This is a genomic window from Roseovarius sp. S88 (assembly GCF_037023735.1).
Classification (GTDB): Bacteria; Pseudomonadota; Alphaproteobacteria; order Rhodobacterales; family Rhodobacteraceae; genus Roseovarius; species Roseovarius phycicola.
Genome location: NZ_CP146069.1, coordinates 130,264 through 153,757, shown reverse-complemented (window position 1 = coordinate 153,757; position 23,494 = coordinate 130,264). Strand labels below are relative to the sequence as shown.

Below are 23,494 nucleotides of genomic sequence, written 5' to 3'. Positions count from 1 at the left end.
AGCCTCAGGGTCAATCTTTGAGCGGCAATTCATTTGTACCCAGAGCGTCGGCGAGACGAGACGTCGCAGTGCCAGGTCGAAGAGCTTGTGGCTGTCCCGGTCCCGGTGCCCAGCCAGTGAGCACTACCAATTCAAAGGTGGCCCGCACACGACCATCTTCACCTGAATAAGTGTCCGCATAGATTTCACATGCTCTCAAAAATACATCGCGGCGGCTGAAGTGACGCAACCTGTCATGCATTGCGTTGGCCTCACCCATCGCTCTTAGATCGTGCATTAGATCGAACGGTGTTGCGTAACTCACAGAAAGTGACACTACATCGGAAACGGGAAGAGCATAGCCGCCGCGCTGCAAAAGCGCCCCAAGATCCCGAATATCGCCCATAGGAACGATACGCGGTGCCAATCCACCGGTAATTTCTGTCTCGGCTTGAGCCAAGGAATTGCGTAGTTCATGCAGTGTTCTGCCGCCAAAAAACACAGCTAGAAACAGCCCATCAGGCTTGAGGGCACGCCTCGCTTGAATCAGCTGTCCCACAGGGTCATTTGCCCAATGTAGAGATATGGCATGGATCACAAGGTCATGGGAGCATTCGTCTAAATTCAGCGTTTCACTAGCCAGAACATGGAGGCCTTGGTCAAACACCTTGCGCCAAACTGCAGGGCAAGCACTCACAATCGCTGATTTTGTAAAGGCTTTCTTTACGAATTCCAGCCGATCCTTGAGTTCATCAGCTGCCGTCTCATGAAGAAACGTTGCCATGTTTTTGCTCGCCCGTCTGCGGTTGCGTTCTAGGGCATTTTGATCGGTCAAAATTCGCGTCATTAAAGGACAATAGGGTGATCTCAACCGCAGTACAAACCGCTCTCAGGCTTGTTTACCCCCCGCGCTGCTTGTTGTGCCAAGTCCTTGTTGATCGTGATTTTGGCCTTTGCGGCGCATGTTGGCGCGAAACACCGGTGATTTCTGGGTTGGTGTGTGATTTATGCGGTGTCCCGTTGCCCGGCGATGATGACGCTCTCGAAGTGCATTGCGACACATGTTTGAAAACAGCGCGACCCTGGAGCAAAGGACGCGCGGCACTTTTGTACAAAGACAATGCACGGCGACTTGTGCTTGGATTGAAACACGGTGATCGGCACGACGTTGCCCATTTGGTTCATAGCTGGATGGTCCGTTGTGCGGCCGAGTTGATAATACCCTCTACGCTGATCGTCCCGGTGCCGCTGCATTGGTCGCGACTGTTGAAACGCAAGTACAATCAGTCGGCCCTCATGGCTCAGAGCATCGCGGAGACGTACAAGTGTGCATATTGTCCAGATGTTTTGGTCCGCGGGCGTAAAACCCAAGTGTTGGATGGTCTTGGTTTCGAAGAGCGTTTCCGCACATTGGATAACGTGATTTTCCCACACTCCAAGAAAGGGTCCGCATTGAAGGGTGCAAAGGTAGTTTTGATAGATGATGTCATGACATCTGGTGCAACATTGTCCGCCTGCGCACAGGCATGTCTAAGCGCTGGTGCAGATGAAATTTTCGTGTTGGTACTGGCGCGTGCCGCGGCAGCAAACTAAATACGCGCTCAACAAAGAATGAGTGCATATCATGAATACCATCGAAATTTACACTTCCCCGCTTTGTGGGTTTTGCCACGCTGCTAAGCGTTTGTTGGCCCAAAAGGGCGCGAGTTTTGCTGAAGTTGATGTTTTGAAGAACCCCGATCGCAAAGCAGAGATGATCAAGCGTGCGAGTGGAGGGCGTACTGTGCCGCAGATTTTCATTGGCGGGACGCATATCGGTGGCTGTGACGACCTTTATGCGCTTGAACGCGCTGGGAAACTTGATGCGCTACTTTCGGCATGAAGACTGCCCTGCTTCAGCTTTGCAGCGGTGATGATCCACAAGAAAATCTTGTTCAGACCAAAGAATTGATCGCCGAAGCGTCATCTGCAGGGGCGGAGTTTGTACTGACCCCTGAGGTGACAAACTGCGTTTCGACAAGTCGCGAACATCAGCAGAATGTTCTGTCTTTTGAAGACCAAGATTTGACGCTCAGGGCGCTGCGCGAACAGGCATCTGAGTTGGACTTGTGGGTGCTGATTGGGTCACTTGCCTTGAAGGCACAGGATCAAGACGGGCGGTTTGCCAACCGATCCTTCTTGATATCACCTGATGGATCTATCTGCGCCAAGTATGACAAAATCCATATGTTCGATGTGTGCGTTTCTGAAACCGAAACTTATAAAGAGTCAGCGGGATACCGCCCCGGACGCTGTGCCATAACTTGCGATACGCCATTTGGATGTGTTGGTTTGACGGTATGCTACGATTTGAGGTTTCCGAAACTATACCGCAGTTTGGCCAAGGCAGGGGCTGATTTTTTGACTGTGCCGTCCGCTTTTTCACCAGTTACAGGTGACGCACATTGGGAAGCGCTTTTGCGTGCAAGAGCCATAGAAACCGGATGCTATGTACTGGCGCCTGCTCAAACTGGTGAGCACTCGTCGTCCGTGGGTCGGCCGCGCCAAACATATGGGCATAGTATGGTCGTTGGACCATGGGGCGACGTATTGGCAGATGCCGGAACGGATGTTGGTGTGGTACAGGTTGAAATTAACAAAACGACGGTGTCTAACGCACGAAAGCGTATCCCATCGTTGACCTGTGAAACTCGATTTTCTGGACCCAAATGAACGAAAATCCAGCGCAGTCTTTGGCTGTAACTTTCTTCAGCGAGATCCTGACGGCTGAACAGTTGATTCGAAGCCGTCTCAGCCGTGTTTTGCCCAAAGGTATGGAAATCTCGCATTTCTCGGTTCTGAACCATTTGGCCAGATCCGGAGAAGAACGCACACCGGCACAGTTGGCCAAGAGTTTTCATGTTACCCGCGGAGCTATGACCAACACGCTTAATAAACTTGAATGGGCTGGGTACATTCACGTGCGTCCTGATTGGGATGACGCGCGGCGCAAACAGGTTGCGATCAGCCCTGCAGGACAACGCGCCTGTGAAGCGGCACTCTCGGCAATCATGCCAATCATCACGCAGGTGCTTGAAGACCTCGGGGAAGATAAGTTCAAGGCGACATTGCCTGTGCTCAGAGATCTGCGCATCAAACTTGAGGGCGAAACGTGAGGCCTATTTGGGTTTCACACTGGCGGTGACGTAGTTCACGCTCAGATCGCGACTGGACAAATACCACGACCAATTTATCGGATTGAACACAAAGCCTTTTTTATCGACAGGGTTGAGACCAGCATCTGAAATAAGCTTGTAGAGCTCTTCCGGAGTGATGAATTTGCTCCATTCATGTGTGCCTTTGGGCAGCCAGCGCATTACATATTCCGCGCCGACAATCGCCACGGCGTAGCTCTTGGCATTTCTGTTGATCGTCGAGCAGATATGAAGCCCGCCAGGGCGCAACAACTGTTGGCAGGCAGTCAGATAGGCCAGTGGATCGGCGACATGTTCAACAACTTCCATATTCAGGACAACATCGAACTGTTCGCCATCGGCTGCCATCGCTTCGGCCGTTGTGTGGCGGTAGTCAATCTCAAGCCCGGATTGTTCCGCATGAATTTGCGCTACAGGAATGTTGCGCGGCGCCGCGTCGGCGCCCACGACAGTTGCGCCAAGTCGCGCCATAGGTTCGGAGAGTAAGCCACCGCCACATCCGATATCGAGAATACGCAATCCCTGAAACGCAGATTGTGCTGATAAATCTCGCTCAAATTCGGCGGCAATCTGACTTGTGATGTAGTCAAGACGACATGGATTGAGCATGTGCAGCGGTTTAAATTTGCCGTTCGGATCCCACCACTCGGCGGCCATCGCTTCGAATTTGGCAATTTCTGCGTCGTCTATCGTTGTTTGAGCGGCTTGCATTCTGCTCTCCATGTGCTCATTTGGAATCACCACTCTATATAGGATGGTTATGGACAAATTCTCTGGCCAAAAGAGCGCAGCGCAATTTCTTTATCCCGCGATCGAGCCTTTCGACCGGCGCATGCTGGATGTGGGGGACGGCCATTCTGTCTATGTTGAGCAATCCGGCAGCGAAAATGGATTGCCTGTCATCGTGCTGCATGGTGGCCCTGGTGGCGGGTGCAGCCCTGCGATGCGGCGTTATTTTGATCCACGCAAGTATCGAATTATCCTTTTTGATCAAAGGGGTTGTGGGCGATCGAAGCCACATGCAAGCGTCGAAAACAACACCACCTGGCATCTCGTGGCGGATATCGAAAAGATCCGCAATACGTTTGAGATAGAAGACTGGGCAGTCTTTGGCGGCAGCTGGGGCGCGACCCTGGCGTTGGTCTATGCTCAGAGCCATGCGCAACGTGTTCGACATCTGATTCTGCGCGGTGTCTTTACAATGACAAAGGCCGAGCTTGACTGGTTCTACGGTGGCGGTGCCGGGAAGTTTTGGCCGGAAACTTGGGAGAAGTTTCAAGGGCTTATACCAGAATCTGAGCGGAGTGATATGATCTCTGCGTATAATCGTCGGTTGTTTTCAGGCGAGCGGGCGGAGGAAATTCGTTATTCCAAGGCATGGAGTGCTTGGGAAAATGCATTGGCAACGGTGCACTCCAGCGGTCAAAGCGGTGACAGCCCGGCGGACTACGCGCGGGCGTTTGCGCGATTGGAGAACCACTATTTCATGAATGCAGGTTTCCTCGGGCAGGACGGGTACATCTATGAAAACATGGGGAAAATTTCCCATATTCCGGGTGTAATCGTGCAGGGGCGGTATGATATGATCTGCCCACCTGACGCGGCGTATCGGCTGTCCAAGCTCTGGCCAAAGGTTGATCTCAGGCTCATTCCCGTGGCGGGCCATGCCCTGTCAGAGCCGGGCATCAGCGCCGAACTTGTCAAAATCATGGATCGTCTTGCGGCGCGCGTTTAAGCCATGAATTCCAACGTCGGTATTACGTCGGTATCGCGTCGGTATTACGTAGGTGCGATTGACTGTGTTGTGTGATTTAGCGGTCTCTTGCCAAGGGGTTTAAACATTCCCTTGCAGACTCACCTGTGCAGGCGTATATCCCCCTCAACAGCGGCGCGTTCGGGTCCACACCGGAGGCTCCACCGGGAAATACCAACGGGCCGCGCGCCCGTTTTTTTGTGCTTGAAAGTCTGATGAGCAACGACCTGATTGCCAAAGCTGCGATTGATCGCCGGATGGCCGAGATCATCACCCCTGTCATAGAAGATATGGGGTTTGAGCTTGTGCGCGTGCGGTTGATGGGGGGCAAGACGGCCACGTTGCAGATCATGGCCGAACGGCCAACCGGCGGGATCGAGGTGGACGAGTGCGCTAACATCTCAAATGCGGTGAGCGCTGTTCTGGATGTTGAGGATCCGATCACAGATGCCTACACGCTGGAAGTGTCCAGCCCAGGGATCGACCGACCGCTCACACGGCTGAAGGATTTTGACGAATTCGAAGGCTATGAGGCCAAGTTAGAGACAGCTGAGCTGATTGATGGGCGTAAGCGTTTCAAGGGCGTTTTGGCCGGTACGGAAGAAGATGAAGTGCTTATCAACCTGGAAGAAGGCACTGTCGGGCTCAAGTTTGACTGGCTGGTGGATGCCAAGCTTGTGCTGACCGATGAGCTTATCAAGGACATGTTAAAGGCGCGCAAGGACGCGGGTCTGATTGACGAAGATAGTTTTGACGAGATCGAGACCGAAGGGTCTGAGGAGGACTAAGAGATGGCCATTACTTCAGCGAACCAGCTTGAGCTTTTGCAAACCGCCGAGGCAGTGGCGCGGGAGAAGATGATCGACCCCAGCCTTGTGATCGAGGCTATGGAAGAGAGTCTCGCTCGTGCGGCCAAGTCCCGCTATGGAGCGGAGATGGACATTCGTGTCGCAATTGATCGCAAGACGGGCAAGGCGACATTCACCCGTGTGCGCACGGTTGTGGAAGATGAAGAGCTTGAGAATTACCAGGCTGAATTCACTGTGGAGCAAGCCAAGCAGTATCTGGATGATCCCAAGGTGGGCGATACGCTTGTTGAGGAAGTTCCGCCAGTTGATATGGGCCGGATTGCTGCACAAAGCGCCAAGCAGGTGATTCTGCAAAAAGTCCGCGAAGCTGAGCGTGACAAGCAGTATGAAGAATTCAAAGACCGGATCGGCACCATCATCAATGCGCAGGTAAAACGCGAAGAGTTTGGCAATGTGCATGTCGATGTCGGTATGGGCGAGGCTGTTCTGCGCCGGAATGAGAAGATCGGGCGCGAAAGCTATCGTCCGAATGACCGCATCCGGTGCTACATCAAGGACGTGCGTCGCGAGGCCCGTGGTCCGCAGATTTTCCTGAGCCGGACAGCTCCTGAATTCATGGCGGAACTTTTCAAGATGGAAGTTCCTGAGATCTATGATGGTATTATCGAGATCAAGGCTGTGGCGCGTGATCCGGGCAGCCGGGCAAAGATTGCCGTGATTTCTTATGACAACTCGATTGACCCCGTAGGTGCCTGTGTGGGTATGCGTGGCAGCCGTGTGCAGGCGGTTGTGAATGAGCTTCAGGGTGAAAAGATTGACATCATTCCGTGGAATGAGGATCAGCCGACTTTCCTTGTGAACGCGTTGCAACCTGCTGAGGTGAGCAAAGTTGTTCTGGATGAAGAGGCCGAACGGATTGAGGTCGTAGTGCCGGAAGATCAGTTGTCACTGGCCATTGGTCGGCGCGGCCAGAATGTACGCTTGGCAAGCCAGCTGACCAATCTTGATATTGACATCATGACAGAAGCCGAAGACAGCGAACGCCGTCAAAAAGAGTTTGAAGAACGCACCAAGCTCTTCATGGAGACGCTCGATCTGGACGAGTTCTTTGCGCAGCTTCTGGTGTCGGAAGGATTCACGAATCTCGAAGAAGTTGCCTATGTCGAGCTTGATGAGCTGTTGGTGATTGATGGTGTGGACGAAGATACAGCTCAAGAGCTGCAAGCGCGGGCTCGCGATATCCTAGAGGCACAGGCACGCGAAGCTCTTGAAAAAGCGCGCAGTTTGGGAGCTGAGGATAGCCTTATTGAATTCGAAGGCCTGACACCCCAAATGGTAGTAGCTCTGGCCGAGGACGGCGTGAAAACGCTCGAGGATTTCGCAACCTGCGCAGACTGGGAACTCGCAGGCGGCTGGACGACAGTCGATGGAGAACGGATCAAGGATGACGGGCTTTTGGAGCCGTTTGATTTGTCTCTTGAAGAAGCACAGGATCTTGTCATGACCGCGCGTGTTATGTTGGGTTGGGTTGACCCTGCGGACCTCGAGGCGGACGCCGCCGAAGAAGGCGAAGAAGCCGTTGACGAGGAGGCCGAGGCCTGATCCTTCAGGCCTCGTGAGGTTAACATGGGGCGCGGTGGACAGCCCAAGGACCAAAAAGACGGTCCGGAACGCAAGTGCATTGCCACAGGCGAGGTGCGGCCAAAGCACGGTTTGATCCGGTTTGCAATTGGTCCCGAGGCGCAGGTGGTGCCCGATATTCTGGAACGTTTGCCGGGACGGGGTATCTGGGTCAGTGCGGATCTTGATACGCTGCAGATTGCGGTGAAAAAGGGTCTGTTTTCAAGAAGTGCAAAGCAGGCTGTGACCTTGCCAGACAACCTGCCTCAGATGGTCGAGACCATGCTGGCGCGTCGTGTGGTCGAGTTGATCAGTTTGGCCCGGAAGGGCGGGCAAGCTGTGTCAGGTTACGAAAAGGTTAAGGATTGGCTGTCTAAGGATGAGGCCGAAGTGCTCATTCAAGCGAGCGATGGATCAGAGCGCGGTAAGTCCAAGCTGAGCACGCCTTATGGCGGGTCCTGGATCGGCTGGTTGACTGCGGATGAATTGGGTCAGGCCTTTGGACGGGAAAGCACAATTCATGCTGCACTAGCGGCTGGAGGTTTGTGCCAACGTGTTGTAGAGGAGGCGGCAAGGCTGAAAGGCTTGCGCGTCTCGGCTGGGGAAACGCCCCACCGGAAAGGAAGTTGAAGTAGATGAGCGACAACGACGGAAAGAAAACTCTGGGTGTGCGTGGCGGTCCCCGTTCGGGGAACGTGAAGCAGAGCTTCAGCCATGGGCGCACCAAGAACGTCGTGGTGGAAACCAAGCGGAAACGGATCGTCAAGCCCAAGCCGGGTGCGGCGGCTCCGGCAGCGAGTGTGTCCGCGTCTTCCGGCGCTTCGGGCAATGCGTCCAAGCGCCCTGCGGGCATCACAGAGGCCGAATACGAGCGTCGTATGAAGGCGTTGGCCGCGGCCAAAGAGCGCGAGTCTGAAGAGGCTGCAAATCGCGAGGCCGAAGAAAAGGCGCGCGAGGAAGAAAAGCACCGTCGACGCCAGGAAGCGGAAGCCAAGGAACGCGAACAGCGCGAGGCCGAAGAACGGGCCAAAGCGAAGGCAGATGAGGAAGATCGCAAAAAACGCGAGTCTGAAGAGGCTGCGAAGAAGGCTGTCGCCGCTGCTGCGGCTGCACCTGCTGCGGATGCACCTCAACAGCAACGTGCGCCCAAACAGGCACCGCGCAGAACTGATCGCGACCGTGATGACAGCCGTGGCCGGGGAAACAAAGGCCGAGGCGATGACAACAGTCGCCGGTCTGGCAAGCTGACACTGAACCAGGCGCTGTCGGGTGGCGAAGGCGGACGCCAGAAATCCATGGCTGCGATGAAGCGCAAGCAGGAACGGGCACGCCAAAAAGCAATGGGTGGCGTCGAATCGCGTGAAAAAGTTGTCCGCGAAGTGCAACTGCCAGAAGTGATTGTTGTGTCTGAGCTTGCCAACCGGATGGCAGAGCGCGTCGGCGACGTGGTCAAGGCTCTGATGAACAACGGTATGATGGTGACGCAGAACGAAGCAATTGATGCGGACACTGCAGAGCTGATTATTGAGGAGTTTGGCCACAAGGTCACTCGTGTGAGTGATGCGGATGTGGAAGACGTAATCGACTCGGTTGATGACGACGACAAAGACCTCAAGCCACGCCCACCGGTCATTACGATCATGGGGCACGTCGATCACGGAAAGACTTCTCTTCTGGACGCAATTCGCGACGCGAAGGTTGTCGCAGGCGAGGCTGGTGGAATTACGCAACATATTGGTGCCTATCAGGTAGAAACCGAAAGCGGTGCCGTTTTGAGTTTTCTCGATACGCCTGGCCACGCGGCGTTCACCAGTATGCGCGCTCGCGGTGCGCAGGTTACAGATATCGTCGTTCTTGTTGTAGCGGCGGACGACGCGGTTATGCCACAGACCATTGAGGCGATTAACCACGCCAAGGCCGCAGAAGTGCCGATGATCGTGGCGATCAACAAGGTCGACAAACCAGAAGCGAACCCAGACAAGGTGCGAACCGACCTGTTGCAGCATGAAGTGATTGTCGAGAAGATGTCAGGCGAAGTGCAGGATGTCGAAGTTTCTGCGATCACTGGTCAAGGCCTTGATGAATTGCTCGAGGCTATTGCGCTTCAAGCGGAGATCCTTGAACTGACCGCGAATCCGGACCGGGCTGCTGAAGGCGCGGTGATTGAGGCCCAGCTTGATGTAGGCCGTGGTCCCGTTGCGACAGTTCTGGTTCAGCGCGGAACCCTCAAACAAGGGGATATCTTTGTTGTCGGTGAGCAATATGGCCGGGTTCGTGCACTCATCAATGACCGGGGTGATCGGGTCAAGGAAGCCGGACCATCGGTTCCGGTGGAAGTCTTGGGACTCAACGGTACTCCAGAAGCGGGCGACGTGTTGAACGTTGTGGACACCGAAGCGCAAGCTCGTGAGATCGCTGACTATCGCGAGAAAGCGGCGAAAGACAGACGTGCTGCCGCTGGGTCGGGCACATCGCTTGAACAGCTTTTGGCACAGGCCAAGGAAAACGAGAATGTTGCCGAGCTGCCCATTCTGGTGAAAGCAGATGTGCAGGGCTCTGCCGAAGCCATCGTTCAGGCGATGGAGAAAATTGGCAACGAAGAGGTGCGCGTACGCGTGCTTCATTCCGGTGTTGGCGCGATCACCGAAAGTGACGTGGGTCTTGCCGAAGCCTCAGGTGCGCCAGTGATTGGCTTTAACGTGCGGGCAAACGCGCCAGCGCGAAACAGTGCCAACCAGAAGGGCGTCGAGATCCGCTACTATAGTGTGATCTATGACCTTGTGGACGACGTGAAGGCGGCGGCGAGTGGTCTGCTTGGGGCCGAAATTCGTGAGAATTTCATTGGGTACGCGCAAATCAAGGAGGTCTTCAAGGTCACAGGCGTCGGCAAAGTGGCGGGCTGTCTCGTTACCGAAGGCGTCGCGCGTCGCTCTGCCGGTGTGCGTCTCCTGCGTGATGATGTGGTGATCCACGAAGGTACGCTCAAGACGTTGAAGCGCTTCAAGGACGAGGTGCCGGAGGTTCAGTCAGGTCAGGAATGTGGTATGGCGTTTGAGAACTACGACGACATACGCGCCGATGACGTGATCGAAATCTTCGAGCGTGAAGAGATCGAACGGAATCTGGATTAAGCCTTTTTAGAGGCTGGTTTGAGGGCGGTCTATGTGCCGCCCTTTTCGTTTCCGGACACTAAAGCCAATCGCGTAGGATCGGGATCAACGGGATGTCTGCCGCGGGCATTGGGTATTCGCGCAGATTATTTGGACGCACCCATTTCAGTGTCTGACCTTCCCGAGATTGCGGGGACCCTTCCCATTTGCGGCAAGCGAAGAGCGGCATGAGGAGGTGGAAATCGTCATAACTGTGACTGGCGAAGGTCAGAGGCGCGAGGCAGCTCTCCCAGGTGTTGATGCCAAGCTCTTCTTCCAGCTCGCGGATCAGCGCGACTTCGGGTGTTTCGCTGTCTTCCACCTTGCCGCCGGGAAATTCCCACAGGCCTGCCATGGATTTACCTTCGGGGCGCTGGGCCAGTAGGACGCGACCTTCAACGTCAATCAGGGCCACCGCGGATACCAGAACAGTTTTCAAGACCGGTAGTCCGCGTTGATAGAGATGTATCCGTGGGTCAGATCGCAGGTCCAGACTGTGGCGGTCCCCCCGCCAAGACCGAGGTCAACGCGGATCTCAATCTTGTCGTTTTTCATATGCGCCGCACCGTCTTCTTCGCGATATGTGTCACTAACCCAGCCTTTTTCGGCCACCAGAGTCTCACCAAACCAGATCGACAGGAGGTCTCGGTCTGCTGGTGCGCCAGATTTGCCGATGGCCATGACCACCCTGCCCCAGTTTGGGTCTTCGCCTGCGATGGCTGTTTTCACCAAGGGTGAATTGGCGATGGCCATGGCGTGGGTTTTGGCGTCTGCATCGCTTGATGCGCCGGACACAGAAATTTCCACGAACTTGGTGGCCCCTTCGCCGTCGCGCACGACCTGATGTGCGAGATCGAGCATGACGGAACGTAAGGCTTCCATAAAACCAACACTTTTGTCGGTGACCTGCACGCCGGATGCTCCGGTTGCGGCGACCAGAAGTGTATCAGACGTAGATGTGTCGCTATCGACGGTGATGCAGTTGAAGGTCTTTTTGTTGAGCGCTGTCACCATTTGCTGCAAGACTTCGCGCTCCATCCGAGCATCCGTGAAGATGTAGACCAGCATCGTGGCCATATCGGGGGCAATCATGCCGGATCCTTTGGCGATGCCTGCAATATGGATCTGTTGACCGTCAACTGACACGGTCGCGCCGGCGCCTTTGGCGAACGTATCTGTCGTCATGATTGCATGCGCGGCGTCTGGTAGATGGGTTTCAGACAGCGCTCCAACCGCCTCTTCGATCTTTGCGCATATTCGGTCATGGGGCAGGCTTTCACCTATTACTCCGGTAGATGACGTGAATACGCGGTCTGATGGTAAGTTGAGTGTCTCGGCGACTGCATTCGCGATGGCGTTCACTGACTCTTTTCCATTTTTGCCAGTAAAAGCATTGGCATTGCCGGAATTCACGATGATGGCAGCGCCGCTGTCAGATGGCGTTCCTATTTTCTCCTGACAATCTAGAACTGCTGCAGACCGGGTGGCGGATTTGGTAAAGACACCTGCAACAACTGACCCAGGATCAAGCGCTACGAGTGTGACGTCTTTGCGTCCCTTGTACCGCACACCTGCCTCGACAGCTGCGAACCGCGCGCCATTGATTAAGGGAAGATCAGGAAACGACTCCGGTGCCAACGGCGAAACAGTGGGTGCATTGCCCATGCTTATTGCTCCAAAAGATCGAAGTTCAGAATGACGTCCGGATTGATATCGTCCGTTGCCGCGCGTGTGATTTCGGCATTTTCACGCAGATCAGAGACAAAAGCTTCGACTGACGCCTGCCGCGCTTCTTCGATAAGTTGGGCCTTAACAGTGTCGAATTCGGGGCGTGCGCGCGAGCGGCTCTCAGCCAGGCGAATAACATGCCAGCCAAATGTGGTTTGCACAGGCGGTGACACTTCACCCTGCTCAAGCTCAACGACAGCTTCAAAGAAGGGTTCGACCATGTCGCCTGCTCCGAACCAACCAAGATCACCACCGGATGGACCTGAGGGGCCGGTAGATTTTTTGCGGGCAAGCTCTGCAAAATCGGCTCCACCCTCAAGATCGGCAACAAGCGCCGCGGCCTCTTCTTTTGTCTCGACCAGAATATGCGAGGCGCGATATTCAGTCTCCTGAAGGTCCACGGGATACTTTTCATCATAGAGGGTTCTCAGGCTGTCTTCGGAAGGGTCTTCAGAGACGATGCCTTGCAGAACTTCGCCCGCCATGATTGCCCGCGTTTCGTTTTCAATCGCGATCTGGCTTTTGAACGATGCATTCCCTTCGATGGACTGCATCATGAGGGTATGTTGGACAAGTTGGTCCATAATGCCCTGGAACAATAGCGCCGATGGAAATTGATCGTACTGCTGGGGCAGTTCAGAGCGTAACGCTATCACGTGGGCCAGAGTGATTTCCGTTCCATTTACAGTTGCAAGCACCTGATTTGGGTCGACTTCATCTTGAGCGAAAGCCCCTGTCGAAATGGCACCGAGCACGCAGGACGCGGCGATGAAAGTCTTGAATGATTGCAACATACGATTTCCTTTGTTCATTCGTTCAGAAGCATCATGCCCTGTGACGTTGACACTGTATCTACAGGCCCTTACATCGCCTTGATACAAAGGCGAATTGCCCGTTGCATCCGTTCTAGGGTTGCGGGGCGGGCGGGGCAAGCGATTGCCCATCAAAAACAAGCGAAAGACCAGAACGGATTAAAGATGCTGGGTATTGGAACGGTTGCTAAAAAGATTTTCGGAACGCCGAATGATCGTAAAATCAAGGCAACGCGGCCTTTGGTGGATAAAATTAACGCTCTAGAGCCAGAATTTGAGGCGCTTAGTGACCAAGGACTGATCGACAAATCTGATGAATTTAAAGGCCGGATTGAGGCGGGTGAGAGCCTGGATGATCTGTTGCCTGAGGCATTTGCAAACTGTCGTGAAGCCGCCCGTAGGGCGCTGGGCCTGAGAGCTTTTGACGTCCAGTTGATGGGCGGCATTTTTCTGCATCAAGGCAACATCTCGGAAATGAAGACGGGCGAAGGCAAAACGCTCGTTGCGACCTTCCCCGCCTATTTGAACGCATTGACCGGTGGCAATGTTCATATCGTCACGGTCAACGACTATCTCGCGAAACGCGACGCGGAATGGATGGGCAAAGTTTATTCCGCGCTTGGCATGACCACGGGCGTGGTTTACCCGCAGCAGCCTGAGCCTGAGAAAAAAGAGGCTTATGCTGCAGATGTGACCTATGCCACCAACAATGAGCTTGGCTTTGACTATCTGCGAGACAATATGAAGTCCTCGCTTGAGGAAATGAACCAGCGCGGGCATTTTTTCGCAATCGTGGATGAAGTAGATTCGATCCTGATCGACGAGGCGCGGACACCGCTCATTATATCTGGTCAGGCGCAGGATCGCAGCGATTTGTATGTGTCCATCGACAAACTCATTCCGCTTTTGCAGGAAGAGCACTACACGATCGACGAAAAGACCAAGAACGTGACTTTCACGGACGACGGTAACGAATATCTTGAGAGCATTTTGCACGAAAACGACCTTCTTGAGGAAGAACAGTCTCTGTACGATCCAGAAAGCACGACCATCGTGCACCACGTAAACCAGGGTCTTCGAGCACATAAAATGTTCCTGAAAGACCGCGATTATATTGTTCGGGATGGGAATGTCGTTCTGATTGACGAATTCACTGGTCGTATGATGACTGGTCGACGTTTGTCGGAAGGTCTGCACCAGGCAATTGAAGCGAAAGAGGGTTGTGACATTCAGCCTGAGAACGTGACTTTGGCGCAGGTGACATTTCAGAATTATTTCCGGCTTTATGACAAGCTTGCAGGTATGACCGGTACGGCGGCGACAGAGGCTGAAGAGTTTGGTCAAATCTACGGACTGGGTGTTGTAGAGGTTCCCACCAACCAGCCAATTGAGCGCAAGGATGAAGATGACGCGGTGTATCGCACCGAACGCGAAAAGTTCGAGGCGATTATCGGAGCCATTCAAAAAGCGCATGAAAAAGGCCAACCCATTCTTGTGGGCACAACTTCGATTGAGAAGTCTGAGTCTCTCAGCGCGCTTCTGACCAAGGCGGATGTGAAACACAATGTTCTGAACGCTCGGCAGCATGAGCAAGAGGCGCAGATCATCGCTGAGGCGGGCAAGCTGGGTGCGGTGACAATCGCGACAAACATGGCCGGACGAGGTACGGATATCAAGCTTGGCGGCAATGTCGAGTTGAAGATCCTTGAAGCAATCGCTGCAGACCCTGAAGCTGACCCAGAGGCACTTCGTCAAAGAATAGAGGCGGAACATGCAGCCGATGAAAATGCGGTCAAGGAGGCTGGTGGCCTCTATGTTCTGGCCACTGAGCGCCATGAAAGCCGTCGGATCGACAATCAGTTGCGTGGTCGTTCCGGGCGTCAGGGCGATCCTGGGCGGTCCTCGTTTTTCTTGAGCCTCGAAGATGATCTGATGCGGATTTTCGGCTCTGAACGGTTGGAAAAGGTCCTTGCGACACTTGGCATGAAAGAAGGCGAGGCGATCATTCATCCTTGGGTCAACAAAAGTCTTGAACGTGCGCAGGCCAAGGTTGAAGGGCGTAACTTTGACATCCGTAAGCAGCTTTTGAAGTTTGACGACGTGATGAATGAGCAGCGCAAAGTGATCTTCAAACAACGCCTAGACATCATGAAAGCGGAAGACCTGTCCGAAATCACGTCCGACATGCGCGGCGAAGTGATTGATGATCTTATTGACCGCTACATGCCACCCAAAAGCTATGCCGATCAGTGGGATATGGAGGGCTTCAAGGCAGATGTTGCCCAACAGCTTTCTCTTGATTTGCCAATGGTCGAGTGGGGTGATGAAGAGGGCGTAGATGACGACGAGATTGCAGACCGGATTGAAAATGCAGCACTTGAAATGATGACGGACAAGGCTGAGAAATTTGGCCCTGAAAACATGCGTATGATTGAAAAGCAGGTGCTTTTGCAGACCATTGATGCCAAGTGGCGCGAGCATCTATTGACGCTGGAACATCTACGCAGTGTTGTTGGATTTCGCGGGTATGCGCAGCGCGACCCACTTAACGAATACAAAAACGAAGCGTTTCAGCTATTTGAATCGATGTTGGACGGGCTTCGCCAGGACGTAACTCAAAAACTGTCGCAAGTTCGTCCAATGACGGAAGAAGAACAGCAAGCCATGCTTCAACAAATAGAAGCGCAACGCGCGGCGATGGCAGGGGCCGTTGAGCAAGCGGTAAGCGAAGACAATCCTGCCGGTGACGCGCTGGAGGGCTTCGATGAAACCGATCCGACGACCTGGGGCAATCCTGGTCGCAACGAAAAATGCCCATGCGGATCAGGTAAAAAATTCAAACACTGCCATGGCAGATTGAATTAAAGCCCGTACCAACGGCGTCAAAAAGACACCTCTGCGCTGCCACAGACCGGCCTTGATTCTTGACTACCACAGTAGAAAGTTTCTTTGGCTTGTGGGAGGCCGGCATGAAATTTTCTTTTGGTCTTAAACGCTTGGCGATGACCAGTGGGGTACTCGTTTGTGCGATGGGTACAGGGTACTTGATGCAAAACGTGCTGGTCGGTGGCAAAGGCCAGTCCAAGTCAGGTATCGCCGTCGCAACAGTCACATCAAGTGCGTATCCTGTGGTTGCGGCCACCAAAAGGGACATTGGTGAACCCACCGAATTTTTACCAGAAAGCACAGAACCAGTTTTGGAGCGTGCAAATCAGGTGTCCGACGGCGGTTCGAGTGCGACCAAAGACATGCACGTTGAAGATGTTGTTTTAACGTCCGCTCTGCCTTCGGCGCCGGTCGCCGCAAGCGAAACGATTACGCTTCCAAGCGGCCCTGTGAAAGGCATAGCTTCAACGGACGTGCCATTATCTGATTTACCCGTCGAAGAAAAAGCCCCGACCTTTGCGTGTGAAATCGAACTCAATGCAGAGCCCGGTGATGCCGGGATGGCAGTCTTGGCGCTGGAAGCTGGTTGCATGACAAACGAGCGTTTCACGCTGCACCACAGTGGGATGATGATTTCAGGTGTGACAGACAAGAACGGCCTGTGGCAGGCGAGCGTGCCTGCTCTGGCGGAAAATGCGCTTTTTATTGCAGCCTTTTCGAACGGAGAAGGTGCCGTTGCGAATACCACGATTTCTGATCTGAATGGGTATGACCGTTACGTCGTTCAATGGAAGGGTGACACGGACATTCAAATTCATGCTTTCGAAAACGGGGCAAGCTATGCCGATGCAGGACATGTGTGGCGTGGATCCGGTGATGATGCCGCATCAACGCAAATTGGTTTTCTGACGCGATTTGACGACAAAGACTTGGCTGAGGGCCTGAGAGCGGAAATCTATACCTTCCCATCAGGGCAAATTGGCAAAGTAGAGATCAATATTGAACTTCAGGTTGGCGATGCGACCTGTAACGAAGATGTAGAGGCTCAGGCTTTCATCATGTCGGGAGCAGAGCACTTGGAAGCGCGTGACCTAATGATCGCTATGCCAGACTGTGGTGCTGTGGGTGAGTTTCTTGTGTTGAAAAACCTGTACGAAGACCTGACAATCGCACGTAATTGAGCGCTGCGAGCAAGGGGTCAAGATGGTAAAAGCGCGTGTGGCGGGTTTCGCCGCACTTTTGTTTTGGGTTTGCGGACTGCCTGTTTTTGCCCAAGACGTTACTTTGACATCACGAGACGGTCGGGTTGAGATTTCTGGCAACCTGTTAGGATTCGACGGCGAGTTTTATCGCGTCGATACCATTTATGGTGAACTTACGGTCGATGGCTCTGGCGTTGATTGTGCCGGGCCAGGATGCCCAAATCTCGAAACGTTCATTGCGCAGGCGGTGTTTTCAGGCGCTCCGACTATAGGCCGGATGTTATTACCTGCTTTACTGGAGGCGTTTGCGATTAGATCAGAGCATGATCTCAGTTTCCAAGAACTTGAGGACGGAACGGTTCTGGCGATTCTGGCGGACCCTGTGGAAGAACGCGTGGTTGGGGAAGTGTTCTTGCGCCTCAACAATTCTGACACCGGGATCGCTGAATTGATCCAGGGTGACGCCGATATTGCCATGTCGATGCGCGAAATTCGAGACGAGGAGCTGCGCGCGGCGCAAGAAGAAGGTTTGGGTGATCTTGAGGCGCGTGGACGAAGCCGTGTTGTGGCGCTGGACGCGCTGGTGCCTATGGTTTCGCCTTCAAATCCGGTTCAAGTCATGACACTTCCTGATCTTGCAGGGGTTCTTTCCGGGGAGACCATGAATTGGTCTGATCTTGGTGGGCCTGATGCACCGATCAGCGTCCATGTTCATGGTCCAAACACTGGGCTGGGTCAGGCCATTGATGACTTAGTTCTGAAGCCTGCAGGCAAAAACCTTACAAGTGATGCCAAGATTTTCAATGACGGCCGTAGCCTGTCAGAAGCAGTTACCAAAGACCCTTTTGCTCTTGGTCTGACCAGCCAAACCGAAGTCGGCAACAATTGGGCATTGGCACTTGGCGGAGGATGTGGATTTGCGCTTCAGGCCACACGACGAGCCGTCAAAACCGAAGACTATCCGCTGACAGCGCCAGTATTCTTGTATGTTCCAGCAAGGCGATTTCCCAAACTAGTGCGAGAGTTTCTGGCGTTTCTGCGCGATCCGTCGGCGCAACTCGTTATTCGGCGTGCTGGGTTTGTGGATCAAGGAGAGGAAGAAATTTCGGTCAATGAGCAGGGTGATAGGTTTGCCAACGCGATCACCTTGGCGGGGCCCGAAGTTTCTCTGGATGAGTTGCAAAGGCTGGTTGCGTCATTGTCACCGCTAAGGCGTTTGACGACGAGCTTTCGGTTTGAACCCGGGTCAGCACGGCTTGATGCGCAGTCGCGTTCTAACGTCCTGCGTTTGGCGAGGGCATTGGAACAAGGGCGCTATGACACGCGCCGTTTGCTATTTGTTGGCTTCAGCGATGGTGAAGGCGCTGCCGCGACAAACAAGCGAATAGCAATGCGTCGCGCCGAAGCTGTTAGAGATGCCGTGAGAACAGCGGCTGAGACGGCAAATTTAACCCGTGTGACGATGGATGTTGATGCCTTTGGAGAGGCGTTGCCAATGGCCTGTGACGAGACTGCTTGGGGGCGGCGGATCAACCGTCGTGTCGAAGTATGGATTCGCTAAATCAAACCTTCCGCCCGAAAACTGATCTCGCAGGATTTTCCAACAATGACGTGGTCATGCAATGTTAACCCCAAAGCGTCGCATGCATCCAGAATTTGCCGAGTGACGGAGATGTCGGTTGACGATGGTGTTGGGTCACCAGAAGGATGATTGTGCACAAGAATGAGCGCACTTGCGTTAAGCTGAAGCGCGCGTTTCACAATTTCTCTTGGATATACAGGCACGTGGTTCACGGTTCCGCGCGCTTGTTCTTCATCCGCAATGAGCGCGTTTTTCGTGTCTAGGAAAAAGACGCGAAACTGTTCGATGTCGCGATGTGCCATTGTCGTATGACAGTACTCAATTAGTGCATCCCAAGATGATACGACTGGTCGATGGATCACGCGCGATCGGGCCAATCGATGCGCTGCAGCTTCTACGACTTTAAGCTCACACACCACAGAAGGGCCTACACCGCGTATGCGTGACAGCAGATCTCGTGGCGCGGATATGACTGCGTTAAAGTTGCCAAATTCGGCAAGAAGATCGTGCGCAATCGGTTTTACATCTTGCCTTGGAATGGCGCGGAAGAGAACCAATTCTAAAACTTCGTAGTCTGGAAGCGCCTCGGGACCTCCAGACAGGAACCTGTCCCGCAGGCGTCTGCGGTGGTCCTGAACATAAGGAGGGTGTTTTTGAGAAGCTCTGGGGGAGGAAAAAACAAGTTCGTCTGCTGCAAATAGCGGCATGGCGGCTTCGGATTTTTGAGAGTTGGGCTGCATGAGACCACAATGCTCACACGCGACTTAACAGGTGGTTAAGCAATGCGACCGGCACGCAACGATTAGCTTTTCATTCCATCCCAGAAGCTTTTCACAGACCGAAAGAAGCTGCTACTCTCTGGATTGTTTTCCTCGGACAACTCTTCGAATTCGCGCAAGAGCTCTTTTTGGCGCGATGTCAGGTTCACTGGGGTTTCAACAGCCAGTTCAATGAACATGTCGCCTGTCGAGCCACCCCTGAGGGCGGGCATGCCTTTGCCGCGCAGGCGCATCTGACGCCCGGATTGTGAGCCTTCTGGTATTTTCACCCTGCTACGACCGCCATCTATGGTCGGCACTTCGATGTCACCGCCCAAAGCCGCCTTGGTCACAGATACAGGAACGCGACAAAAGAGATTAGTTTCTTCGCGTTCGAAAATCTCATGCCGGTCGACTTCGATGAAGATGTAGAGGTCTCCAGGAGGGCCACCACGCATACCGGCTTCGCCTTCGCTCGCCAGTCGAATGCGGGTGCCGGTTTCGACGCCTGCCGGAATGTTCACACTGAGAGAGCGATCTTTTTGCACACGGCCTTGTCCGCCGCAGCTGTCGCAGGGGTTCTTGATGATCTGTCCCATGCCCGAGCATGTCGGACAGGTGCGTTCCACTGTGAAAAACCCTTGTTGTGCCCGCACTTTTCCCATGCCTGAGCATGTGGGGCATGTTGATGGCTCTACTCCACCCTCGGCTCCTGAGCCATTGCAGGTGTCGCAGGCTACAGATGTGGGGACATTGATGGTTTTTTGCAATCCGCGATAGGCATCATCGAGCGAGATCCGCAGGTTGTACCTTAGATCTGCGCCACGCGCAGCGCGTTGGCCGGCACCCCCACCGCGTCCGCCGCCCATGAAATCGCCGAACAGATCGTCAAATACGTCCGAAAAGGCGCTGGCGAAATCGCCCTGTCCGCTGAAACCGCCGCCTGGGCGCGCGCCAGCTCCGGTGCCGCCTTCGAAAGCAGCATGACCGAATCGATCATAGGCCGCCTTCTTTTCCGCGTCCTTGAGGATGTCATAGGCTTCTCCGGCCTCTTTAAAGGCGGATTCGGCGTTTGGGTTGTCTTTGTTGCGGTCTGGGTGAAGCTCTTTGGCTTTTGAGCGGTAAGCTTTCTTGATCTCTTCGGCTGAGGCTCCTTTCGAAACCCCAAGAACGTCATAGTAGTCGCGCTTTGCCATCGGAAATCTCCTTTAATCGGAGAGCGGAGGCCAGTAACCGGCCTCCGCCTGTCCGTTAGGCGCGTTAGGCGCGCTTGTCTTCATCCAGATCTTCGAAATCCGCATCGACGATGTCATCATCTCCGTCGCGCATTTCGTCGGCTGCCGCTGGCTCTTCTTCGCCGTCTTCCTGGCTGGCCTTGTAGATGGCTTCACCAAGTTTCATCGCGGCTTCGGTCACATTCTGCAGACCCGCTTTGATCTTGTCTGCCGTGGCGTCCTCTTTCTCGAGGTCGTCTTTGAGTGCCGCGATGGCAAGCTCAATGGCCTCCACGGTAGTCGGATCGACCTTGTCGCCATGCTCCTCAATCGATTTTTCGGTCGAATGGATTAAGCTTTCCGCTTGGTTGCGTGCCTCTACAAGTTCACGGCGATCTTTGTCAGCCTCGGCATTTTCCTCGGCATCTCTGACCATTTGTTCAATGTCTTCTTCCGACAATCCGCCAGAAGCCTGAATTGTGATCTTGTGCTCTTTGCCGGTACCCTTGTCTTTGGCCTGAACCGACACGATACCGTTCGCGTCAATATCAAAGGTCACTTCAATCTGCGGCATCCCGCGCGGTGCTGGCGGGATATCTTCTAGGTTGAACTGACCCAGGATCTTGTTGTCCGCGGCCATTTCCCGTTCGCCCTGGAACACGCGAATTGTCACCGCGCTTTGATTGTCCTCAGCGGTTGAGAAAATCTGCGATTTGTTCGTTGGGATTGTCGTGTTGCGGTCGATCAGGCGAGTAAAGACACCACCCAACGTTTCGATCCCAAGCGACAAAGGAGTAACGTCCAGCAGCACGACATCCTTGACGTCTCCCTGAAGAACACCGGCTTGAATGGCGGCGCCCATGGCGACAACTTCATCGGGGTTCACACCCTTATGAGGTTCTTTGCCAAAGAACTTGGTCACTTCATCGACTACTTTCGGCATACGTGTCATGCCGCCGACAAGAACGATCTCGTCAATGTCACCCGCAGACAAACCTGCGTCTTTCAAGGCCGCTTTGCATGGTTTCAACGATGCTGCGATCAGATCACCAACCAGGCTTTCCAGCTTGGCGCGCGTGAGTTTGATCACCATGTGCAGCGGTTGACCGTCTGCGCCCATGGAGATGAACGGCTGGTTGATCTCGGTCTGCGAAGACGAACTCAATTCGATCTTGGCTTTCTCAGCGGCTTCCTTGAGTCTTTGCAGCGCCATTTTGTCTTTGGTTAGATCGACGCCATGTTCCTTTTTGAACTCATCAGCAAGATAGTTCACGATACGCATATCAAAGTCTTCACCGCCCAGGAACGTGTCCCCGTTGGTGGATTTCACTTCAAACAGACCGTCGTCGATTTCCAGGATGGTCACGTCGAACGTACCACCACCAAGGTCATAAACCGCGATAGTATGTGTTTCTTCTTTGTCGAGACCATAGGCCAGAGCGGCGGCTGTGGGTTCGTTGATGATGCGAAGCACTTCAAGGCCAGCAATCTTGCCAGCGTCTTTGGTGGCTTGACGCTGGGCGTCATTGAAATAAGCCGGGACAGTGATGACCGCTTGGGTCACTTCTTCGCCGAGATAGGACTCCGCGGTCTCTTTCATTTTGCCAAGAATGAAGGCTGAAATTTGGCTCGGTGAGTATTTCTCACCTTTGGCTTCAACCCATGCATCACCGTTGCCGCCATCAATGACATTAAATGGCATGTTCTTTTTGTCCTTCGCCAGATCCTTGTCGTCTTCGCGACGACCGATCAGGCGTTTGACGCCAAAAATTGTGTTCTCTGGGTTTGTGACGGCCTGGCGTTTTGCTGGCTGGCCTACAAGGCGCTCGTCGTCTGTGAAAGCTACGATGGAGGGCGTCGTGCGTGCCCCTTCCGAGTTTTCGATCACTCGGGCCTGGCTGCCGTCCATGATGGCGACACAGCTGTTCGTGGTTCCGAGGTCAATACCGATGACTTTGGACATATCTTTGTCGATCCCTTCTGGTTAAGGCGATGGAATGGAAGCCCGACCCGTTACGGCATCCGGCCACCGTTGACGTGCAGTGCCCACAAGAAGCCCTGCGTATCGAGCGGTATATAGGCAGGGCGATGCACACCTGCAAGCGGTGTGATACACGCAAAACCGCGAATTGCGATTAAATTGGCTCTTTTGGAAGAGATTGAAGACGAAATGCCGCGAAAACCAGTACAAATAAGGGGGTTTCTGATTTTTGATGGATTTCTGGGGACCCAGAAGCAGAAGCAAATTGTAACAGATCTCCGAGACGTGGTGCGGGCGGCCCCCTTTTTTCTCCCATGACTCCATATGGGCGGCCAATGACGGTAAAAATGACGTCGGCTGGAAAATACGGCTGGTACTCAAATCGAACGGGGTACCGATATGAAAAATGTCATCCCACTGGTTCACCGTGGCCGGCAATTCCTCCATCTATACTTGAGATTTGGACGACACTGGTGAGTTCGGATCGTATGCCGGATTGTTGTTTGATCAATTTTTACCAAGGCAAGGCGCGCATGGGCCTGCATCAGGACAGGGACGAGGTTGATTACTCGTGGCCTGTGCTGTCGGTTTCATTGGGTGACGACGCACTTTTCCGAATTGGCAATCAAGAGCGAGCTGGGGCAACCGAATCTGTTTGGCTTCGTTCCGGCGATGTCGTGGTTATGGGAGGGGAAGCGCGATTGGCCTATCACGGTATTGACCGTGTGCGGCCTGACACCTCTACGTTGTTAAGGGATGGTGGGCGGATCAATTTGACCTGCCGCGTGGTGGATTAACACTTCAGCACAAATAGGTAGATCCGACTG

20 protein-coding genes and 1 pseudogene are annotated in these 23,494 nt (G+C 53.9%); 13 read left to right on the top strand and 8 right to left on the bottom strand.

Annotated elements, in window-relative coordinates; translation table 11 throughout:
• Window positions 1–10: 10 nt before the first annotated feature.
• Window positions 11–814: a methyltransferase domain-containing protein gene (locus RZ517_RS00690; protein WP_338549581.1), complete on the bottom strand. Its 804-nt coding sequence runs from the start codon at window positions 812–814 to the stop codon at window positions 11–13.
• Window positions 815–843: 29 nt separating this feature from the next.
• On the opposite strand from RZ517_RS00690, the gene RZ517_RS00685 reads away from it, so the two are divergent.
• From RZ517_RS00685 to RZ517_RS00670, 4 genes are read left to right on the top strand one after another with little or no spacing between them, the layout of a single operon-like run.
• Window positions 844–1,572: a ComF family protein gene (locus RZ517_RS00685; RefSeq protein WP_338551200.1), complete on the top strand. Its 729-nt coding sequence runs from the start codon at window positions 844–846 to the stop codon at window positions 1,570–1,572.
• Window positions 1,573–1,603: 31 nt separating this feature from the next.
• Window positions 1,604–1,861, top strand: coding sequence for a glutaredoxin 3 (grxC, locus tag RZ517_RS00680; protein ID WP_338549580.1), 258 nt, complete (start codon window positions 1,604–1,606; stop codon window positions 1,859–1,861).
• Window positions 1,858–2,691, top strand: coding sequence for a carbon-nitrogen hydrolase family protein (locus RZ517_RS00675; RefSeq protein ID WP_338549579.1), 834 nt, complete (start codon window positions 1,858–1,860; stop codon window positions 2,689–2,691). Before grxC ends, RZ517_RS00675 begins: the two co-directional genes overlap by 4 nt.
• Window positions 2,688–3,134 carry a MarR family winged helix-turn-helix transcriptional regulator gene (locus tag RZ517_RS00670; RefSeq protein WP_338549578.1) on the top strand — a complete coding sequence of 149 codons (447 nt, stop codon included), beginning with the start codon at window positions 2,688–2,690 and terminating at the stop codon, window positions 3,132–3,134. Before RZ517_RS00675 ends, RZ517_RS00670 begins: the two co-directional genes overlap by 4 nt.
• Window positions 3,135–3,137: 3 nt before the next feature.
• Here the strand turns inward: RZ517_RS00670 and ubiG are convergent, their stop codons facing one another.
• Window positions 3,138–3,884, bottom strand: a complete 747-nt coding sequence (ubiG, locus tag RZ517_RS00665) for a bifunctional 2-polyprenyl-6-hydroxyphenol methylase/3-demethylubiquinol 3-O-methyltransferase UbiG (protein ID WP_338549577.1) — start codon at window positions 3,882–3,884, stop codon at window positions 3,138–3,140.
• A 49-nt stretch (window positions 3,885–3,933) separates the two neighbouring features.
• Between ubiG and pip the strand changes: the two genes are divergently transcribed.
• The 5 genes from pip (at window position 3,934) to infB (ending at window position 10,486) form a co-directional block, all read left to right on the top strand.
• Window positions 3,934–4,908 carry a prolyl aminopeptidase gene (pip, locus tag RZ517_RS00660; RefSeq protein ID WP_338549576.1) on the top strand — a complete coding sequence of 325 codons (975 nt, stop codon included), beginning with the start codon at window positions 3,934–3,936 and terminating at the stop codon, window positions 4,906–4,908.
• Between the two features lie 233 nt (window positions 4,909–5,141).
• Window positions 5,142–5,714 (top strand): ribosome maturation factor RimP, encoded by a 573-nt coding sequence (gene rimP / locus RZ517_RS00655; RefSeq protein WP_338549575.1) that lies wholly within the window; start codon window positions 5,142–5,144, stop codon window positions 5,712–5,714.
• A 3-nt stretch (window positions 5,715–5,717) separates the two neighbouring features.
• Entirely contained in the window at window positions 5,718–7,337 is a 1,620-nt protein-coding gene (gene nusA / locus RZ517_RS00650; protein ID WP_338549574.1) for a transcription termination factor NusA, read from the top strand.
• Between the two features lie 24 nt (window positions 7,338–7,361).
• Complete coding sequence (locus RZ517_RS00645; RefSeq protein WP_338549573.1) at window positions 7,362–7,985, top strand: RNA-binding protein; 624 nt, start codon at window positions 7,362–7,364, stop codon at window positions 7,983–7,985.
• Between the two features lie 5 nt (window positions 7,986–7,990).
• Window positions 7,991–10,486, top strand: coding sequence for a translation initiation factor IF-2 (gene infB / locus RZ517_RS00640; protein WP_338549572.1), 2,496 nt, complete (start codon window positions 7,991–7,993; stop codon window positions 10,484–10,486).
• 58 nt (window positions 10,487–10,544) lie between these two features.
• On the opposite strand, the gene RZ517_RS00635 is transcribed toward infB, so the two are convergent.
• From RZ517_RS00635 to RZ517_RS00625, 3 genes are read right to left on the bottom strand one after another with little or no spacing between them, the layout of a single operon-like run.
• A complete protein-coding gene (locus RZ517_RS00635; RefSeq protein WP_338549571.1) occupies window positions 10,545–10,943 on the bottom strand; it encodes a (deoxy)nucleoside triphosphate pyrophosphohydrolase in 399 nt (132 codons plus the stop codon).
• A complete protein-coding gene (gene argJ / locus RZ517_RS00630) occupies window positions 10,940–12,169 on the bottom strand; it encodes a bifunctional glutamate N-acetyltransferase/amino-acid acetyltransferase ArgJ (RefSeq protein WP_338549570.1) in 1,230 nt (409 codons plus the stop codon). The genes RZ517_RS00635 and argJ overlap by 4 nt, the downstream gene beginning before the upstream one ends.
• A 2-nt stretch (window positions 12,170–12,171) precedes the next feature.
• The gene (locus RZ517_RS00625; protein ID WP_338549569.1) at window positions 12,172–13,026 is read right to left on the bottom strand and encodes a peptidylprolyl isomerase; all 855 of its coding nucleotides are present in this window, start codon (window positions 13,024–13,026) and stop codon (window positions 12,172–12,174) included.
• Window positions 13,027–13,209: 183 nt separating this feature from the next.
• On the opposite strand from RZ517_RS00625, the gene secA reads away from it, so the two are divergent.
• The 3 genes from secA to RZ517_RS00610 all read left to right on the top strand — a co-directional run bounded on the left by secA (window position 13,210) and on the right by RZ517_RS00610 (window position 18,693).
• Window positions 13,210–15,909, top strand: coding sequence for a preprotein translocase subunit SecA (secA, locus tag RZ517_RS00620; RefSeq protein WP_338549567.1), 2,700 nt, complete (start codon window positions 13,210–13,212; stop codon window positions 15,907–15,909).
• Window positions 15,910–16,013: 104 nt separating this feature from the next.
• Window positions 16,014–17,111: a hypothetical protein gene (locus tag RZ517_RS00615; RefSeq protein WP_338549566.1), complete on the top strand. Its 1,098-nt coding sequence runs from the start codon at window positions 16,014–16,016 to the stop codon at window positions 17,109–17,111.
• Between the two features lie 22 nt (window positions 17,112–17,133).
• Window positions 17,134–18,693, top strand: coding sequence for a phosphate ABC transporter substrate-binding/OmpA family protein (locus tag RZ517_RS00610; RefSeq protein WP_338549565.1), 1,560 nt, complete (start codon window positions 17,134–17,136; stop codon window positions 18,691–18,693).
• Here RZ517_RS00610 and radC read toward each other — a convergent pair.
• From radC to dnaK, 3 genes are all read right to left on the bottom strand, one after another.
• Window positions 18,690–19,454 (bottom strand): RadC family protein, encoded by a 765-nt coding sequence (gene radC, locus RZ517_RS00605; RefSeq protein WP_422395554.1) that lies wholly within the window; start codon window positions 19,452–19,454, stop codon window positions 18,690–18,692. The two genes, RZ517_RS00610 and radC, sit on opposite strands and share 4 nt — an antisense overlap.
• A gap of 62 nt (window positions 19,455–19,516) precedes the next feature.
• Window positions 19,517–20,668 carry a molecular chaperone DnaJ gene (dnaJ, locus tag RZ517_RS00600; protein ID WP_338549564.1) on the bottom strand — a complete coding sequence of 384 codons (1,152 nt, stop codon included), beginning with the start codon at window positions 20,666–20,668 and terminating at the stop codon, window positions 19,517–19,519.
• A 64-nt stretch (window positions 20,669–20,732) separates the two neighbouring features.
• A complete protein-coding gene (gene dnaK / locus RZ517_RS00595; protein ID WP_338549563.1) occupies window positions 20,733–22,649 on the bottom strand; it encodes a molecular chaperone DnaK in 1,917 nt (638 codons plus the stop codon).
• A gap of 207 nt (window positions 22,650–22,856) precedes the next feature.
• Between dnaK and RZ517_RS00590 the strand changes: the two are divergent.
• A pseudogene (locus tag RZ517_RS00590) lies at window positions 22,857–23,464 on the top strand (alpha-ketoglutarate-dependent dioxygenase AlkB family protein).
• The last annotated feature ends 30 nt before the right edge of the window (window positions 23,465–23,494 follow it).